Below are 16,457 nucleotides of genomic sequence, written 5' to 3' on the forward strand. Positions count from 1 at the left end.
AATTAAAAAAGGAGTTGATAATATGGAAAATCCAAAATCCCTGGAAGGCGGACAGAAATGGGCGATCAGTTTATTTACGATCGGGGTTTTTATGGCGGCTCTTGATAACGGGATTATCTCAGCGGCGCTCACCACAATTAACAGTTCATTCGGCGTCTCTCCTTCCTGGGGATCATGGGGAATCACGCTTTATACATTGGGGCTTAGCGTCAGCGTTCCGATCGTCGGGAAACTCTCTGACCGCTACGGAAGGAAAAAGCTTTTTATGATTGAAGTCGGCCTTTTTGGTCTCGGTTCATTGCTTGTTGCGTTAAGCCAAAGCTTTCCGATGTTTCTGATTTCGCGTCTCATTCAAGCACTGGGAGGCGGCGGCATTTTTATTATCGGCAGTTCTCACATCCTTGCCACGCTCCCGAAGGAAAGGCAAGGGAAGGCGCTTGGACTGCTTGGCGCTATGAACGGGATGGCGGCTGTGCTCGGTCCTAATATCGGCAGTTTTTTGCTTGATTGGAGCGGGTCTTGGCATTGGCTGTTTTTGATTAATTTGCCGATTGCCGTTCTTTTGGTTATCTTCGGAGGCCTGTTTATTATAGAAACAAAAGCTTCGGAAGCCAAACGGCTGGATTTTCTCGGCTCACTCATCTTGTCGCTGTCGATCTTGTCTGTAATGTACGGGATTACAAATCTTGACGGGGCAAAGCTGCTGAGCAGTATAACGGAGCTTAATGTCTATGGATTTATGGTTCTGGGACTCGGGCTTTTTGCGCTTCTTTTATGGTACGAAAAACGAGTCGAGTTAAGAGGCGGAGATCCGATTCTCGCTTATTCGCTGCTGCAAAATAAAGTCTTTCAATGGACCCTTGTCATCGGTTTTTTGTCAGGGGGTTTATTGGCGGCTGTTATTTTTATACCGTCTTATGTGGAGCAATATTTAGGGGTATCTGCTGCGAAAGCGGGGTATTGGATGACGCCGCTCGCTCTGGCATCCGGAGTCGGTGCTTGGCTGGGCGGAGCGTTTACCGACAAAAAAGGCCCTGTCAAAACAACTTTGCTGTCGGGAATCATTTCAATGATTGGATTTGGTTTATTTCCGCTGTGGGTAACGGAGAAATGGGAATTTGTCATTGCGAGTATGATCGCTGGGGCCGGTTTTGGTTTTCTTCTCGGCGCGCCGCTGAATGTCTTAGTATCAGAAGCGGCGGACGTGAATAAAGGTACGGCGCTCGGCACGCTGTCACTGGTAAGGCAGGTCGGGTTGACATTGGCGCCGGCTTTTTATGCCGGGTTTATCACGGCCGGATTTGACCGTGTCGGAGATGAAGTGAGCAGCCGTTTATCAGACAGCGGCTTTTCATCAAAAGATATACCTATTCCCGACATCAGCAGCGGGCAATCGGCTTCATTTCAAGAACAGCTTCAGCACATTCCCGCGCCTGAGGTCAGACATGCGATCACCGAAGCCATTCATGTAAGTGTCGGCAGCGGCTTTAGCCATTTATATGCCTCAGCCGCCGTCATTTCTTTTTTGGTTATTGTCTCTATCAGTCTGCTGGCTTTCTATCGCCGAAAATCCTGCTAATTCCAGCCCATTCGGCCCGCAAGCCCCGTAATGTGCGCGATATGATGATGAGAATGCCAGACATACAGGCCGAGAGCATTTTCAAGCGTGACGCTTTGCTTTGTATCAGGGTGATAAAAGCTGCGTTTAAATTGTTCGTCTGTCATAGAACGCAGAAGCGCCGTCCACCTTCCGTGAAGAGCCTTAAGCAGAGACAGCGAACCGCTTGGATCGGCTGTTTTGGAATCCTCTAGGGCGGCCCACCCTTTTTCATCATATGGACGAATCGCAGGCGTTTCTTCTGTAAGGCTTAACTTAAAACGGATATAACTGTTCATATGGCTGTCCGCCAGATGATGCACCACTTGGCGGACGGTCCATCCGCCCGGTCGGTACGGCGTGTCCAGCTGATTGTCCGTCAAACCGCCAATGGCATTTTGCAATAACGCGGGCGCTTCTTCCAGCGCTTTGATCCATTCTGTTTTCTGCTGGTCTGATATGTATTCCTTCGGCTGATACTCGCCTATCGGATAACTTAGATTGTCTTTTTTCATGTTGTTCCATGTCTCCTTCTAAAAAGGCAGCCGCACCGCTGCCTTTTGTTTTATGAATATTCTACGACGAGTTTGCCGATCATTTTGCCTGACTCCAGTTTAGCATGGGCTTTTTTCAGCTGTTCTGCGCTGAACGGCTTTAACACTGTCGTCAGTGTATGGCGAAGCTTTCCTTGATCGAATTTTTTTGCGGCTTTTGTTAATATCTCTCGCTGTTTGATCATGTCATCCGTCTGAAACATCGCTCTTGTAAACATGAACTCCCAGACAAAGCCGGCGCTTTTGCTTTTCAGCAGATTAAGATCGAGAGGGTGCTGATTTTCGACGATGGAGCAGATGGTTCCCTGTGGCAGGATGATGTCAGCCATTCCTTTCCAGTGCCCGTCTGTATCGTTTAAGCAAAGGATGTATTCTGTCCCTTTTATCCCCGCAGCTTTCAGTTGGGGCAGGAGCTCTTGGTGATGGTTGATGACATGATCAGCGCCCATTTTAAAGCACCAGTCCTTCGTTTCCTCTCTGGATGCGGTAGCTGCAACAGTTAATCCGGCCTGCTTCGCAAGCTGGGTTGCAATCGAACCGACACCCCCGGCTCCTCCGATGATCAGAATCGTTTTCCCTTCATCCTCTTTTGTTATGCGGAGACGGTCGAAAAGCGCCTCCCACGCTGTTAAAGTCGTCAAAGGCATGGCGGCGGCTTCTGCGCGGGACAGCGACTCCGGCTTTTTGGCGGCAATACGCTCATCGACAAGCTGATACTCGCTGTTTGACCCTTGGCGGTTTACATCCCCCGCATAATATACCTCGTCGCCTTCTTGAAACCATTTGCAATTCTCACCTGTTTGTACAACGGTTCCGCAGGCATCCCAGCCAAGAATTTTCAGCTCATCTTCCTTCTCTGCTTTCGGCGATCTGATTTTCGTATCGACGGGATTGACTGAGACTGCGGCGATTTTGACTAGCAGGTCCCGGCCTTTCGGTACAGGCTTTTCAATCTCTTCTTCTATCAGACTATCAGGCTCGTCAATGGGCAAATAACGATGTAATCCTACTGCTTTCATGTGATTCACTCCTTTTGTTCTTTTTGTGTTTCACTGAAAAAACAGTTATGAAACCATGTGCTTATGATTTCACTATGGTAATATCATAGCCATCTGCTATGGCGCTTTGAAATACCTCCCAAAAGGCTTCGGCTGAGCTGCCAAGCAGCTTTTTGCTTTGATCAAACTGCTTCCATTCTATGACGATCGGAAACTCAACCCATCCAGTCAAACAATCCCAGAGCGCATCAAGATTTTCACCGTAATACTCGGGCAATTCCAAATCTTGTTTCAGCTGCCTGTGAAGGTTTTTCACATCCCGGATTTGCTCTCCATTAATGATGATTTTGTTCATGGCTCATCTCCTTTGCTGTTTGTTCACTTCTTTTCTAACTCTACTTTCTCTATTATTTTACATTCTGTCAACTAAAAAACCCATCTACCGCTTCACGAGGCGATTTAGAAAAAAACCGGATGGTATAATGCAAAGAACGGCGGGCCGATGCCCTGCCGTCCTTTATTTCAGCCCGCATGATCGCGGACTTCCAATTTCGATTTATCCCGCTTCGGCTGATAGATTTTGCCGACAAACAGATAACCGTATTTAAACTTATTCATCACCCAAGATGTGAGGATCGGGCCGCCTACACAAATGACAAACAGCAGCACAACAGCACACACGGCAGGAATGTCATTGATATTCGCTACAAGCACGTAACCGATGATCATAAAATAAGCGTGCAGCAGATAGATAGAAAAAGAATAGTTGCTGATAAACATAATGATTTTCGGGACGGACTGAAGTTTTGAAAACAGCTGAAAGAACAGGAAAATCATACTTGTTGAATACAGCATGATGTCCGGCCGTTTGGAGCTGATCATGCCGAATTCGCCGAAATAGGAAACGGCAACAATAAAAACAGCTGACACCGCGGCAGCGCCATATACCGCATAACGGTACTTATTCAGTAACGCTAAAAAACTCTTGTACTGTTTTCCGCAATAATAAGCGAGACAGAAGTAGAACAGCCAGCCCGGAAAAGGAACCCAGAAGAAAGGAAAAGCAGAATCCGGGGCGGAGGAAGAAGAACTCCCAAATGAAAAATAGCTTAAATAAGCAGCAGTGATGACAAATGAACTGGTAAGCACCCACTTTGGCTGCGCCTTTTCCAAAAATGTGTGAAAGCACATATGGAGTAAATAAAATTGAAAAATCACCAATATAAAGTAGCCGATGAAATGGCCTAAAAATACATTTGCCAGGAAGTTTTTCACGATTGCGAGAAAGTCGATCCCCTGCATCATCATACTCCCCATCAGTACCGCATCAACGGCAGCGATAAATAAAAAAGGCACAAAAATCACTTTTCCTCTTTTCTTCAGAAAACCTTTCGGCACCCCTCTGGGATAAGAGCGGGCCAGCAAAAATTCCGAGATAAAGATGAATGCCGGAGTACTGAACATCAGCAGGGTGCGATAAGAATCTACGGTGTGAGAGATGTCAGCCAGAGCTTCAGCCTGAAGAATGAGAACCATTGAGATAATATGAAGAAGAACGACACTCAGACAGGAAATGCAGCGGATGACAAAGATTTCTTTAATTTGCATACTCGCGCTCCTTTTTTCAAATTTAAAACAATTGGATGTTTGTACATTACCTTAATCAGCCAATTCAAAAAAGAGCATTAGTTCCTATCCGCGGCGGTCTGAATGTCATGTTATCCGAGGTGGCAGCGAACTTGGTTATACACCTTTTGAAGACATTTTCCAATATTTATATTCTATTGTCTCGTAGTATGAACGTAAAAAAAGATGAGCAAACTGCGATTCACGCATGCGTATGGTATACTAACTGTCAAAATGTGCTTGCATGGAGGACATCATGAGAATTTTAAAATACGCCATTTTAGGGCTATTGCGTAAAGGCGAATTGAGCGGATACGATATTACAAATTATTTTAAAGAGGAGCTCGGGCAGTTTTGGAGCGCAAAACACAGCCAGATTTATCCCGAGCTGAAAAAGCTGACGGATGAAGGCTTTATCGAATTTCGAACAGCGATTCAAGGCACGAAGCTTGAGAAAAAAATGTACACGCTGACAGAAAGCGGCGAACAGGAACTGCACGCTTGGCTGACAAAAAAGGACCCGATTCCGGAAACGGTAAAGGATGAATTTATGCTGAAGGCGTATTTCATTTCTTCTTTAACTCAAGAGGAAGCTGTTGATTTGTTTACAGATCAGCTTTTGAAACGACAGTTGAAGCTGTCTGATTTACAACATAGCTACAATGAGCTGATCGAATCATCGGAACAGCCCATGTCGTTTTCTTCACCGGATTTCGGCCATTACCTTGTTCTGACGAAAGCGCTGGAGCGAGAAAAGAATTACGTATCTTGGCTGAAGGACATACTCGCTGTGATGAAGAATGAACAGTAACAAAAGGCGAAGCGGGCTGCTTCGCCTTTTTCTTATTTTTATCGCAAGGCTTTCACTCCCGCTGCAAAAAACACGGCGGCAAATGCCAGCAAAATACCGTATATTCCAAGTACATCCGAGATATGCGCGCCATTTGCGATAATGTCGGTAAAGCCGTTCATCGCCCATTTCTGAGGGAGAAACTCGGCAACAGACTGCATCAGCTTCGGCTCGATTTCGATCGGCCAGTACATTCCGCTTACCATACATGTCGCAATTACAAACAGGTTTCCTAAAGCCATTTGCTGTTCAGGTGTTTTGACGAGGGCTGCGATCATCAGTCCGATGCCGACAATGGCTAAGAGGAACAGCGAGACTAGTATGATGACAGCGAAAGGATCACGCCAGCTGACCCCGAATATCCAATGCGTGGCCAGGAGCAGTATGCCAAATTGGAGCCAGCCGATGATAAAAAATGAAAGCAAATACCCGGCAGAAATTTGGGCGCGGCTGGCCGGCGTTGTGAACAGCCGTGTCCATATGCCGTTTTTTCTCGCTTCTAAAATGGTTCCGGCTGAACTGATCATGGTCAGCATAACAAAGAGAATCGCAAATCCGGCCGCTCTTGCATCTGTGTTACTTACGGTTCCTTGATCATCAATACCCGTCCGCCTTACTTCAGACTTTGTGCCATCTGTATTTTTCGCGATGACATCTTTATATGCCGCTTTCCAGCTTTCCCCTACAGCGGCCCCCGCTTCTTTTGCCGCGGTGACCTGTATGTTCAGCTTGGACAGGCTGCTTTCAGCATACTGCTGCACAATTTGCGTTTCTGCCAGCTCCGGTCCGTGCAAAAACGTCATATTCGGATTTTGGCCTTTTTCCAGCGCTGTCTGGAACGAAGCGGGCAACATGATGACACCCGCGATTTTCTTTTGCTTCAGCTTTTTCTTTGCTTCACTCTCCGGCATATTTTCGAATGAGTATACATCATCGTTTGTTCTAAGCTGCTTTATGTAATGCTGAGAGAGCAGCGTATCATCCAGGTCCACAATGGCAAGCTTCAGCTTTTCTTCGCCGCTTCCCATGATTCCTCCGAATACAAATGTCAGCAGCAATGGCGCCGCAAACATCATGAGGTAGCTTTGCGGTTTTTTTAAGATCAGAGCGAGTTCAATACTGCAAATTGCTATCATTTTTTTCACTGGTTTTCCTCCTTATCGTGTATGAAGACGTTTCAGGCCGATGGCGAGGGAGCACACGCAGACAGCAGCAAACAAAAGGACGGGCATGCGCAGATCGGCCCATCCTCCGCCTTCCATCATCGAAATAAAGCCTTCCAGCGCCCATTTATTCGGCACCGCATTTGAAATCGTCTGCACAAAGGCGGGAAATTGATAAAGCGGAAGCATCGAACCGCCGCAAACGGCAAGCAATTGAATGCCGAAGCCGCCTGCAATATCAGCCGTTTTCATATCAGTGATAAACGAAGCCAGCATCACAGAAATACCAGACACTGCCGCCCCGTAGGAAAGCCCAAGAATAGCTGCAAGATAATTGTCTCCCCAATCGATGTCAAACAGCAATGCGGTCACCGCCATGAAAATAAAAAATTGAATAATGGCAAACAGATATGTACCGAGAAATTTTCCAAACAGGATCGAATATTTCGCTGTTGGTGTGACAAGCAATCTGGCAAACGTCTCCGTGTCCTTTTCCTGAAGCAGCGATTTAGCGCCGATGGTGATATTAAACAGCATAAACATACAAAGCATGGCAGCTGCGTAATATTGAAAGGATGTCGCCGAGTGTTTTCCGGCGGATTGCTCTGTTACACTCAGCTTGGCAGCCGCAGCCTTTTGAAGGTCATTGGCGAGGCTTGCGCTAAAGGATGTAGCATCAATCTTGCCTTCTTTCATCGCTTCAGATTGTGCGATATACGCCATAGAAGATGACGCTGCATGTTGTACCGTGCTGTATTGGTCTGCATACGAGACGGTTATGGATTCCACAACGGATGCTTTCAGATTGTGCTCTGCATCTGCATAGATGGATGGGAGCTGCTTTGTATCTTCCCAGTTTTCAGGAATGACGAGGCCGACATCTATTTTTTTATCCTTCAGCAGCTTCTTCAATTCTTGCAGATTGTCAGCGTTCTTCACTTTTACCATATCCATTTTTTTCAGGACTTGCTTTTTGAAGGTGACCGCTGCATCAGACTGATCTGATTGCACATAGCCGATTGTGATGTGATCAAGCTCATTTCCCCCGTCAAACATTGATCCGAGTGCAGCACCCAAAATTACGGTTAATAAAACCGGCATCAAAATCATCATCATAAAGCCTCTTCGGTCCCTCATTCTAATGGTGAAATCCTTCCATGCGATCACTAGGCTTTTTTTCATTTTTCTCCCTCCTAATCTCGCAGCGCGCGTCCGGTCAGGTGTAGGAATAGCCGCTCGAGATTCGGCTCTTGGACGTGCAGGGATTTCAAGCTGACATGGTGAGCGGCCGCCAGGGCAAGGATGCCGCTGATTACTCTTTCATGCTGCTTGGCGAGAATGTCTATTTTGTTCTCATCGGAATGGACCACTATATCACTGACATTTTCCTGAGAGCGGATCGCGGAAATAAAATCATCATTGATAGATTGTACGGCGAGATGAATGATGGTTCCCCCTGCCAAGCGTGTGCACAAATCCGTTTTTGTTCCGATGGCAATCATGTCGCCTTTATCCATAATTCCAATTCGATCGCACAAATACTCTACCTCTTCCATGTAATGACTTGTATAAATGATCGTCATCCCCTCTTCATTCAGCTGTTTGACTGTTTGCAAAATATGATTTCTTGATTGGGGGTCAATGCCGACTGTCGGCTCATCCATAATGAGCAGTTCAGGCCGATGCATTAAAGCGGCGCCGATATTGATTCTGCGTTTCATTCCTCCGGAAAACGTCTGAATTTTATCCTTTGCCCGTTCTGTCAATCCGACATATTCGAGAACTTCAATGGCCCGTTTTTTCGCTTTGGCACTCGTTAAGCCATACATTTTTCCCCAGAACAGCAAGTTTTCCTTCGCTGTTAACGTCGGATAAAGAGCGATATCCTGCGGAACCACACCGATTTTCTGTTTGGCTTGATTTGTATCTTTTCCGACAATGCAGCCGCCGACTGTAATTTCACCTTTGTCAGACGGCACGAGGCCTGCAATCATTGAGATAGTTGTTGACTTACCAGCTCCGTTCGGCCCTAACAAACCGAATGCTTCGCCTTTTTCTAATGTAAAAGAAATCCCTTTTACGATCAGTTTCTTTTCATAAGCTTTTTCGATATTTTCTACTTGCAGCACTTGTGTTCACTCCTTTTTTGTCACCTACCCTAGTCTAAAAAATGCAGATGGTTTGCACATGTGGCGCGCGATAGAAAATCAGGCATAAAAAAAAAGCCTGTGACAGGCCTTTCCGGAGCGTTCTATATGCCAAAAGTCATATAATCTATTGAAAAATGGTCACACCGTAACGGACAGAATAAATCGCTGCCTGGGTTCTGTCCCTTACAGCCAATTTATTAATAATGCTTGAAACGTGATTTTTCACCGTGCCTTCTGTAATAAAAAGTTTTTCGGCAATCTCTTTATTGTTCAGGCCGCGGCCGAGCTCAGCCAGTACTTCCGTTTCTCTCTCCGTCAATTCGAGCAGCTCTTTCGGCTTCGCTTGTTCTTCTATTCCTTTAAGCTTCTTTTCACTCTTCCATTCGTTCAGCATTTGCGCGGTCAGTTCGGGCGGGAGAACCATTCCCCCAGATTGCACAGTCATGATGGCTTTTACGATTGTATCTGCCGACATGTCCTTTAACAGATACCCGCTTGCGCCCTCTTGCAGCGCCTCAATGATCAACTCGTTATCTTTAAATGTAGTCAGCATCAGCACCTTGACATTTGGGAGGCTGCTTGTAATCAGTCTCGTTCCTTCCACTCCGCTTGAGATCGGCATGCGGATATCCATTAGCACGATATCAGGCTGGTATTCTTTTGCCTTTTCAAAAGCCTCCTGCCCGCTGCTTGCGGTGGCGACAACATCCAGCTCCTCCCTAAGCTGAAGCAAGGATGCCATTCCTTCTCTGATAATATCCTGGTCATCTGTAATCATAATCCTAATCATGACAAGCTCTCCTTTTGCTGAACCGGCCCAAAGCTCCATTTCTTTATGGCCAGTGAAAATTCCGCTATTACTTTAAAACCTTTACCCCGTTCGCTTTCAAAACGGATTGTTCCCCCATGCTCTGCCGCCCGCTTTTTCATATTCAAAAGGCCAAATCCGGCTTCCGCCTCATGATTGCCTTTGCCGTCATCCACGATTATCACGCTGATCTTATCTGGTTCACATGTTAAATGAATGCCGCATCTTGCCGCTCCCCCATGGCGTTTGGCATTTGTTAAAGCCTCTTGCACCGTTCTTGTAATGGCTGGCTGGAGTGATAGCGGTATCAGTGAGGGATCGCCGTTTAGCGCGATCTCGGACGCCACCCTCGCGTTTTGATAAAAATCCTCAGTCAGCTGTTTAAGCGTTTCGACAAAAGACGGCTGGCTGTTTTCGGCTTGCAGCGTCCGGACGGATAGCCGGATTTCCTCTAATGCTTCACGTGACAAAGCTTCACATACGCCCACCGTTTGCTCCGCTTTTTGGCTGTCCCGTTTTTGCCATTCTCTCAGGAGCTGAAGCTGAACGAGCAAGGCTGTCATTTTGTGGCCGACAGTATCATGGATGTCCCTCGCCATTCGGTTCCGTTCATGAATAGCCGTCAGCTCCTCCACTTGTTTCGCGTACAGATGCAGCTCTTGATGGGCCGCAGAGAGGGCTTGATGAGAATCGGTCAATTCCTGATACTGCTGTTTTGTTGTTTCCTGCGCTTCCATTAGTTTGCGGATCAATTTGCCGACCACTCCGCAGAACACAACAAATGTCATACTGATGCAATGGTCCATGACATGTTCATTTCCAAAGAGCTGATAGGTACGGAACAGCACAATAAGCCACAGGATGGTACAAAGACACAAGACAGACCATACTGTTCTTCGTTTAAATCCCTTCAAAAAAAATGTAACCGCGACAGGGCTGAGCAGCGTAATATATAAACCTGTCCCCGGAAAAACGAAAGCGAATGAAAAACCCACAATAATATCAATAAGACAAAAAATAAGTGGGGGCTTTGTTTTTATCAGTAAGAAATGGTTGGACAAAAATATACATGCCCCGCCGCATATAAATATGTAATGGTACAGATTGTCAGCTGCAACAAACAAATAAACTGAACAAATCACCAATAACGTAAATAGCCTTGTAAATAGAAGAGTCGACATGTTGGTTCACTCCCGCAATAAATTCCATTTTCTATCATACCTTCCTGCTGAAATTTTTGACAGATGTTTCGAAAAAATAAATGGTCTTCGTTCAGGCTGCAGGGGAGGAGTAATACAGGGGTCTGGCAAAAAGAAAAAAGCTTAAAGAGAAACTGTTTTCTCTTCAAGCTGAGTGTGCACTTCAAATTTATTCTTTTCGGCTACACAAAATCCACCCACACTGAACCATTTTCTGCTGAACGCACACCATTTTCAATCCAGCGAATGCCTTCCAGTCCGGCATCAATGTCAGGATAAATGAGATTTTGCAATGTTTCTTCATTGCCGCGATTTTTGGCATCAATGGCGATGGCGAACTTCAGATAAATATTTGCCCACGCACATAAAAAAAGCCCCCTTGCGAGCTATGCAAGGGGACTTTTTTTGTCAGATCACAAATACGATACCTGCGCCTGAAGCCGGATCTTTTACATATAATCCTTCGTGCTTTTCTTCAACGGAGTATCCGGCATTCTGCAGCCTGTCTGCCACCTTTTCGAGCTCTTCCTTGTTTGGGAGCACAATGGTGTAATAAGTCAGGCCGCTGGCGTTTGTCGGCTTCGGAGGGGCATTTTTCCCCGCCCAGATGTTTAAGCCGACATGATGGTGGTAGCCTCCCGCTGATACGAAGAGGGCGGACATCCCTGCGTAGTCGCCTGTAATGTCAAATCCTAATATATCTGTGTAGAATGCTTTCGCCTTTTTTAAATCATTTACATGAAGATGGATGTGGCCTATCACCGTTCCCTCCGGAAGCAAGCTTTTTCGCTCATCTCCCCCCTCGGCTAACAGACCTACCACATCAACGGGCGCCGTGCCCATGATATAGTTTCCTTTTGCATCACGCTGCCATGTGCTGCGCGGCCGGTCAGCATATATTTCAATGCCGTTTTGGTCCGGGTCGGACAGATAGAATGCCTCACTCACGCCGTGGTCCCCCTGCCCGAGTGCGATGCCGTTTTCAATCAGGCGGTTGATGGCAATGCCGAGTTCTTTTCTGTCGGGAAGAAGAATCGCAAAGTGATAAAGGCCCGTTACTGTCCGTTCAGGCAAGACGACAGCGCTCGGATTTTCTTCAAGGATAAGCAAAACGTGCTCTCCGTCGGCCGTCAATTCTGCCGCGGTATCTGTTTGCTTCAGCACTTGAAAGCCGATCACGCCGCAATAGAACTGCAGGGAACGCTCTAAGCTGCGGATGTTTAATTTGACATAACCGATGTTTGTATCTTCGTGGATACTCGTCATATTGGTGGCCTCTCTTCTTATGCTGAAACGTTTTCTTCCTTTTTCGCTTTAAAAACAAACGAATCTAGCGCCAAGAAGCGGCTCCCTGAAAGAGCTAAATGGATAGATGCTACCAACAGAAGATAATCAAATTCAGAATTCCCCATGAAAGGCGCTTTAAGTTTTACTGTAAAGATGGCTCCGAGCAGAGTTAGGGCAAACAATACGCCCACGATACGTGTCGCTAATCCGAAAAAGACAAGCACTCCTCCGACGAGTTCAATGGTTGCGATGATATAAGCCATAAAACTTGGGAGCCCTATACTTCCAAAAAATTGGATTGTGCCCTCCATCGCCGTAAACTTTGATAAACCGTGAACAAAAAAGATAATACCTGTAACTGCCCTTAAAAGTAATGTGCCAATTTCAAATGATTTATTCATTATGTTCCTCCTTGATAAGTGTTATCACTTACTTTGTGTAAGTTAGTATATATAGATAACTTGTTTACGTCAAGTAATTTTGTTACATTTTACGAAAATGAAATAAAAGTACCATAAATGATATAAAAAAAAGGCCTTTGCTGCCGGCACAAAGGTCTTTTTTCTCACTTAGGCTCTTTTAAATTGGCTTTCATATAAATTGCTGTAAAATCCTTTTTGCCGGAGAAGCTCGGCATGGCTGCCCCTTTCTATCATCTCTCCGTCTTTTAAAACAACGATTTGATCCGCTCTTTGAATCGTGTTCAGCCTGTGGGCGATCATTACGCTTGTTCTCCCTTCCATCAAGCGGGCAAGGGCTTGCTGAATTTTGACTTCTGTGACTGTATCAATGTTGCTTGTCGCCTCATCTAAAATCAGCAAAACCGGATCTGCCAGCACCGCTCTGGCAATGGAAATCAACTGTTTTTGCCCTTGGCTGATACCTGCTCCGTTTTGGGTCAGCACCGTATCATATCCCTTCGGCAGCCGTTCGATAAAGCTGTGCGCATTAGCGTTTTTTGCTGCCTCTTCCACTTCTTGGTCCGTTGCGTCCAAACGGCCATAGCGGATATTCTCTCTGATGGTTCCCTGAAACAAAAAGGAATCCTGAAGGACAAACCCCATATGTTTCCGAAGGCTGGACCTCGTCATGTCCTTAATATCAATGCCGTCAATCAAAATCGCTCCCTCATCCGGTTCATAAAAACGGGCGAGAAGATTAGTGACAGTCGTTTTTCCCGCGCCTGTCGGGCCGACAAACGCAATGGATTGTCCCGCCGGCACTGTGAAGCTGAGGTGTTTCAGCGTCTGGCTCCCTTCCTCATATCCGAAAGAGACGTGCCTGAATTCAATTGCGCCTGTTTGAATCGGCTGATGTAAGGCTTTCTTTTCATCCTCCCGTTCTTCTTTTTCATCGAGCACATCGAAGACACGTTCAGCTCCGGCAATGGCGGACAACATCGTATTAAATTGGTTGGCAAGATCGTTCAAAGGGCGGGTAAACTGTCTTGAATACTCGGCGAACACCACGATTGAGCCAATCGTAATCCAGCCCTTTAACGCAAACCAACCGCCGATGGCCGCAATAATCGTAAAGCTTAGATTGTTCAACGTGTTCATCACTTTCGGGATAAAGCCGGAGATCGTCTGTGCCCAAAAGCCGGATGCCTTCAGACTATCACTTTTTTCCAAAAACTCAGCAGTCACCTGTTCTTCCCGCGAATAAGCTTTGATGACCTTGGCGCCTGATATGGATTCTTCTATATAACCATTAAGCTCTCCAAGGTTTTTTTGCTGCTCTTTAAAAAGCTTTCCCGTACGGTTGGTGATCCATTTGATGCTGACTGCCATAATCGGCACGATAATCAGCGTGATGAGCGTCAGCAGCGGGCTCATGTACAGCATCACTGAGATCGTTCCCACAAAGGTGATGACGCTTGATAAGATTTGGATGACCGACGTGTTTAAAGTTGAACTGACATTTTCAATATCATTCGTCACCCGGCTCATCAGCTCGCCGTGCCGCTGTTTATCGAAGAACGGTATCGGCAGCTCGTGCAAGTGGGTGAACAGCTCACTCCGCATTCTGAATACAGTGCTTTGAGAAATATTAATCATCCAATAGTTTTGAAACCATAAAGACAGGGACTGGATGACATAGATCCCTAACAAACCAAGCAATACCGGAAAAAGCCCGCTTGCCGTCCGGCCGACAATAAAATGGTCGATGGCACGGCCGATCACAATAGGCCCAAGCAAGCCAAACACAGCACTGACCACAACCATGATCATGACAAGTGTGAGCATGCCTTTTTTCTCAGCTAAGTAAGACCACATTCTGCCTAGCGTCCCTTTGGCATCCTTTGCTTTCGTTCTTTTTTTAGAGCGGTCTTTTTGATCAATAGGTATTTTTTTATATTGGAAAGGACTACGAATGTCTTTCAGCATGACCAGCCCCCTCCTTTCCGAATTGAGACTCGTAAATAAGCTGATACAAATGAGACTGTGAAAGCAGCTCGTGATGCGTGCCTTTTTCAATCAGTTCGCCGTCCTCAAGAAGCAATATGACGTCGGCTTTCATGGCCGTACTGACTTTTTGGGTAATGATCAGTGTTGTGCACTCATAAGCGCTGATCGCCTCAAGCAGCTTTCCTTCTGTTTGCAGGTCGAGGGCGCTTGTACTGTCATCCAATAAAAGAATGGCGGGCTTTCTGATAAAGGCTCTGGCGATGGAAATCCTCTGTTTCTGACCGCCTGACAAATTGACGCCCTTTTGCCCAAGCACCGTATCATAGCCTTTCGGGAGTTTCATAATCGTGTCATGAATTTGCGCGCTTTTGGCCGCTTCCATTACTTCATCTAGTGAAGCATTTTCTTTGCCCCAGGCGATATTTTCTCTGATCGTTCCCGAGAAGAGCAGCACTTCCTGCGGAACGTAGCCGATTTGCTTCCGAAGCCCTTCAGCCGGAAATTCGCCAATCGGCTTCCGGTCAATCAAAACCCTGCCTGAATCCGATTTGTATAGCCGCGGAATTAACTGAAAGAGCGTTGATTTTCCAGAGCCCGTCGCTCCTAAGAGAGCAATCGTTTCCTTTGGTTTTGCTGTAAAGGTTATGTGCTGAAGCGCTTCTCTTTCCATATCGGGATAGCGGAATGACACATCTTCAAAATCAATACGGCCGCTCAGCGGCTCATCCGTTTTGCCGCGCTCCCGTTCGTCGCCTTCTGTCTCAAGCACCTCTCCGATTCTTTCCCCGGAAGCTTTCGCCCGTGAAAAAATCATAATCAAGAACGGAAAAACGGACAACGCGCCTGTAATACGTGTGGCGTAGTTTATAATCGCGACAACATCGCCGACCTGCGTACCGTTTTGTGCCACACTATTGGCGCCAAGCCACAAAATAAACAGAATGCATATATTCATTAACAGCACCAAAACAGGCATCGTTGCTTCAACGAGGCGAAAGGCCGATACTGTTTTTTGCATCAGTATGGTGTTTGATTTCAGAAACCGTTTGATCTCGTGGCTCCCGCGAAGCAGCGCCTTAATCAATTTGATAGCCGCCAGGTTTTCCTGCATGATGGTGTTCACTTGGTCAAGCCGTTTCTGCACAGAGCGGAACAGCGAACCCCCTTTTTTTAATACCCAAAGTAAAAAAAGAATCAAAATCGGAATCGTCACAAGCAGAGAAAAACCGAGTTTCACATTGACGGTCAATGATAAAATAACACCGCCGACAATCATTAAAGGCGCCCGAAGCATAAACCTGAGGCTCATAAAAATCATATTTTGAACCTGTGTCACGTCATTGGTCAGCCTCGTAATAAATGATGAGGAGGAAAATTGCGCAAAAGTAGAAAAAGAGAAGGACTGGATTTTTTGAAATATCCCTTTTCTCGTATCGTAAGCATAGCTTTGGCTGACATGAGCCGCATAGAAGGAATTCAACATTCCCGCCGCAAATGACACCAGTGTAAGCCCGACCATTACAGCTCCCCATACCCAGACTGTCCTAAGGTCTTGTTTTAAAATCCCCTCATCTATAATTTTTGCGATAAGGAGGGGCTGCACAAGCTCTACGGCAAGCTCAGTCAGCATCAAGACAAGAGCTATCCCCGCTATCAAATAGTATGGTTTTAAGTATGATAAAGCCTTTGACATCTGAAAGCCTCCCAAACCTGTTTATCAATATGTATTTTTATTTTATTTGTTTGTCTTAAATGAATAAAGGATTAACCCTTGAACCCGCACTTTTATTATGTACTTTGTGTAAAAAATGAAAATC

15 protein-coding genes and 1 pseudogene are annotated in these 16,457 nt (G+C 46.1%); 2 read left to right on the forward strand and 14 right to left on the reverse strand.

What is annotated here, in order from left to right:
• Positions 1 to 22 precede the first annotated feature (22 nt).
• Positions 23 to 1,579: an MFS transporter gene (locus GXP75_RS17400; RefSeq protein ID WP_242557403.1), complete on the forward strand. Its 1,557-nt coding sequence runs from the start codon at positions 23 to 25 to the stop codon at positions 1,577 to 1,579.
• Here the strand turns inward: GXP75_RS17400 and bstA are convergent.
• The 4 genes from bstA to GXP75_RS17420 form a co-directional block, all read right to left on the reverse strand.
• Positions 1,576 to 2,112: a bacillithiol transferase BstA gene (gene bstA / locus GXP75_RS17405; protein WP_214917058.1), complete on the reverse strand. Its 537-nt coding sequence runs from the start codon at positions 2,110 to 2,112 to the stop codon at positions 1,576 to 1,578. The genes GXP75_RS17400 and bstA overlap by 4 nt on opposite strands.
• 50 nt (positions 2,113 to 2,162) lie before the next feature.
• Entirely contained in the window at positions 2,163 to 3,170 is a 1,008-nt protein-coding gene (locus tag GXP75_RS17410; protein WP_242557404.1) for a zinc-binding alcohol dehydrogenase family protein, read from the reverse strand.
• A 61-nt stretch (positions 3,171 to 3,231) separates the two neighbouring features.
• Positions 3,232 to 3,504 carry a barstar family protein gene (locus GXP75_RS17415; RefSeq protein ID WP_242557405.1) on the reverse strand — a complete coding sequence of 91 codons (273 nt, stop codon included), beginning with the start codon at positions 3,502 to 3,504 and terminating at the stop codon, positions 3,232 to 3,234.
• Between the two features lie 167 nt (positions 3,505 to 3,671).
• On the reverse strand, positions 3,672 to 4,757 hold the full coding sequence (locus tag GXP75_RS17420) for an acyltransferase family protein (protein ID WP_242557406.1): 1,086 nt from the start codon (positions 4,755 to 4,757) through the stop codon (positions 3,672 to 3,674).
• Positions 4,758 to 5,031: 274 nt separating this feature from the next.
• On the opposite strand from GXP75_RS17420, the gene GXP75_RS17425 reads away from it, so the two are divergent.
• Positions 5,032 to 5,586 carry a PadR family transcriptional regulator gene (locus tag GXP75_RS17425; RefSeq protein ID WP_242557407.1) on the forward strand — a complete coding sequence of 185 codons (555 nt, stop codon included), beginning with the start codon at positions 5,032 to 5,034 and terminating at the stop codon, positions 5,584 to 5,586.
• Between the two features lie 38 nt (positions 5,587 to 5,624).
• On the opposite strand, the gene GXP75_RS17430 is transcribed toward GXP75_RS17425, so the two are convergent.
• The 10 genes and pseudogenes from GXP75_RS17430 to GXP75_RS17475 all read right to left on the reverse strand — a co-directional run bounded on the left by GXP75_RS17430 (position 5,625) and on the right by GXP75_RS17475 (position 16,333).
• The gene (locus GXP75_RS17430) at positions 5,625 to 6,770 is read right to left on the reverse strand and encodes an ABC transporter permease (protein ID WP_242557408.1); all 1,146 of its coding nucleotides are present in this window, start codon (positions 6,768 to 6,770) and stop codon (positions 5,625 to 5,627) included.
• A gap of 12 nt (positions 6,771 to 6,782) precedes the next feature.
• A complete protein-coding gene (locus GXP75_RS17435) occupies positions 6,783 to 7,970 on the reverse strand; it encodes an ABC transporter permease (RefSeq protein WP_242557409.1) in 1,188 nt (395 codons plus the stop codon).
• Positions 7,971 to 7,981: 11 nt separating this feature from the next.
• Positions 7,982 to 8,917 (reverse strand): ABC transporter ATP-binding protein, encoded by a 936-nt coding sequence (locus GXP75_RS17440; protein ID WP_242557410.1) that lies wholly within the window; start codon positions 8,915 to 8,917, stop codon positions 7,982 to 7,984.
• A gap of 145 nt (positions 8,918 to 9,062) precedes the next feature.
• A complete protein-coding gene (locus GXP75_RS17445) occupies positions 9,063 to 9,728 on the reverse strand; it encodes a response regulator (RefSeq protein ID WP_214917030.1) in 666 nt (221 codons plus the stop codon).
• Entirely contained in the window at positions 9,725 to 10,927 is a 1,203-nt protein-coding gene (locus GXP75_RS17450; protein WP_242557411.1) for a sensor histidine kinase, read from the reverse strand. The genes GXP75_RS17445 and GXP75_RS17450 overlap by 4 nt, the downstream gene beginning before the upstream one ends.
• Before the next feature lie 200 nt (positions 10,928 to 11,127).
• Positions 11,128 to 11,307, reverse strand: a pseudogene (locus GXP75_RS17455) (gfo/Idh/MocA family oxidoreductase); the annotation flags it as partial.
• A 46-nt stretch (positions 11,308 to 11,353) separates the two neighbouring features.
• On the reverse strand, positions 11,354 to 12,211 hold the full coding sequence (gene catE / locus GXP75_RS17460) for a catechol 2,3-dioxygenase (RefSeq protein ID WP_242557412.1): 858 nt from the start codon (positions 12,209 to 12,211) through the stop codon (positions 11,354 to 11,356).
• A 17-nt stretch (positions 12,212 to 12,228) separates the two neighbouring features.
• Positions 12,229 to 12,633 (reverse strand): DoxX family oxidoreductase CatD, encoded by a 405-nt coding sequence (gene catD, locus GXP75_RS17465; RefSeq protein ID WP_242557413.1) that lies wholly within the window; start codon positions 12,631 to 12,633, stop codon positions 12,229 to 12,231.
• A 168-nt stretch (positions 12,634 to 12,801) separates the two neighbouring features.
• Positions 12,802 to 14,619 (reverse strand): ABC transporter ATP-binding protein, encoded by a 1,818-nt coding sequence (locus tag GXP75_RS17470; RefSeq protein ID WP_242557414.1) that lies wholly within the window; start codon positions 14,617 to 14,619, stop codon positions 12,802 to 12,804.
• A complete protein-coding gene (locus GXP75_RS17475; RefSeq protein WP_242557415.1) occupies positions 14,600 to 16,333 on the reverse strand; it encodes an ABC transporter ATP-binding protein in 1,734 nt (577 codons plus the stop codon). The genes GXP75_RS17470 and GXP75_RS17475 overlap by 20 nt, the downstream gene beginning before the upstream one ends.
• Between the last annotated feature and the right edge of the window lie 124 nt (positions 16,334 to 16,457).

The sequence above is a fragment of the Bacillus sp. HU-1818 genome (assembly GCF_022695965.1).
Lineage (GTDB): Bacteria > Bacillota > Bacilli > Bacillales > Bacillaceae > Bacillus > Bacillus atrophaeus.

What these genes read in the sequence shown, in the direction of transcription:
- GXP75_RS17445 (WP_214917030.1), bottom strand. Translation starts at nt 9,728, where the DNA reads ATGATTAGGATTATGATTACAGATGACCAGGATATTATCAGAGAAGGA.
- GXP75_RS17420 (WP_242557406.1), bottom strand. Translation starts at nt 4,757, where the DNA reads ATGCAAATTAAAGAAATCTTTGTCATCCGCTGCATTTCCTGTCTGAGT.
- GXP75_RS17435 (WP_242557409.1), bottom strand. Translation starts at nt 7,970, where the DNA reads ATGAAAAAAAGCCTAGTGATCGCATGGAAGGATTTCACCATTAGAATG.
- catE (WP_242557412.1), bottom strand. Translation starts at nt 12,211, where the DNA reads ATGACGAGTATCCACGAAGATACAAACATCGGTTATGTCAAATTAAAC.
- GXP75_RS17410 (WP_242557404.1), bottom strand. Translation starts at nt 3,170, where the DNA reads ATGAAAGCAGTAGGATTACATCGTTATTTGCCCATTGACGAGCCTGAT.
- GXP75_RS17400 (WP_242557403.1), top strand. Translation starts at nt 23, where the DNA reads ATGGAAAATCCAAAATCCCTGGAAGGCGGACAGAAATGGGCGATCAGT.
- bstA (WP_214917058.1), bottom strand. Translation starts at nt 2,112, where the DNA reads ATGAAAAAAGACAATCTAAGTTATCCGATAGGCGAGTATCAGCCGAAG.
- GXP75_RS17475 (WP_242557415.1), bottom strand. Translation starts at nt 16,333, where the DNA reads ATGTCAAAGGCTTTATCATACTTAAAACCATACTATTTGATAGCGGGG.
- GXP75_RS17425 (WP_242557407.1), top strand. Translation starts at nt 5,032, where the DNA reads ATGAGAATTTTAAAATACGCCATTTTAGGGCTATTGCGTAAAGGCGAA.
- catD (WP_242557413.1), bottom strand. Translation starts at nt 12,633, where the DNA reads ATGAATAAATCATTTGAAATTGGCACATTACTTTTAAGGGCAGTTACA.
- GXP75_RS17415 (WP_242557405.1), bottom strand. Translation starts at nt 3,504, where the DNA reads ATGAACAAAATCATCATTAATGGAGAGCAAATCCGGGATGTGAAAAAC.
- GXP75_RS17450 (WP_242557411.1), bottom strand. Translation starts at nt 10,927, where the DNA reads ATGTCGACTCTTCTATTTACAAGGCTATTTACGTTATTGGTGATTTGT.
- GXP75_RS17470 (WP_242557414.1), bottom strand. Translation starts at nt 14,619, where the DNA reads ATGCTGAAAGACATTCGTAGTCCTTTCCAATATAAAAAAATACCTATT.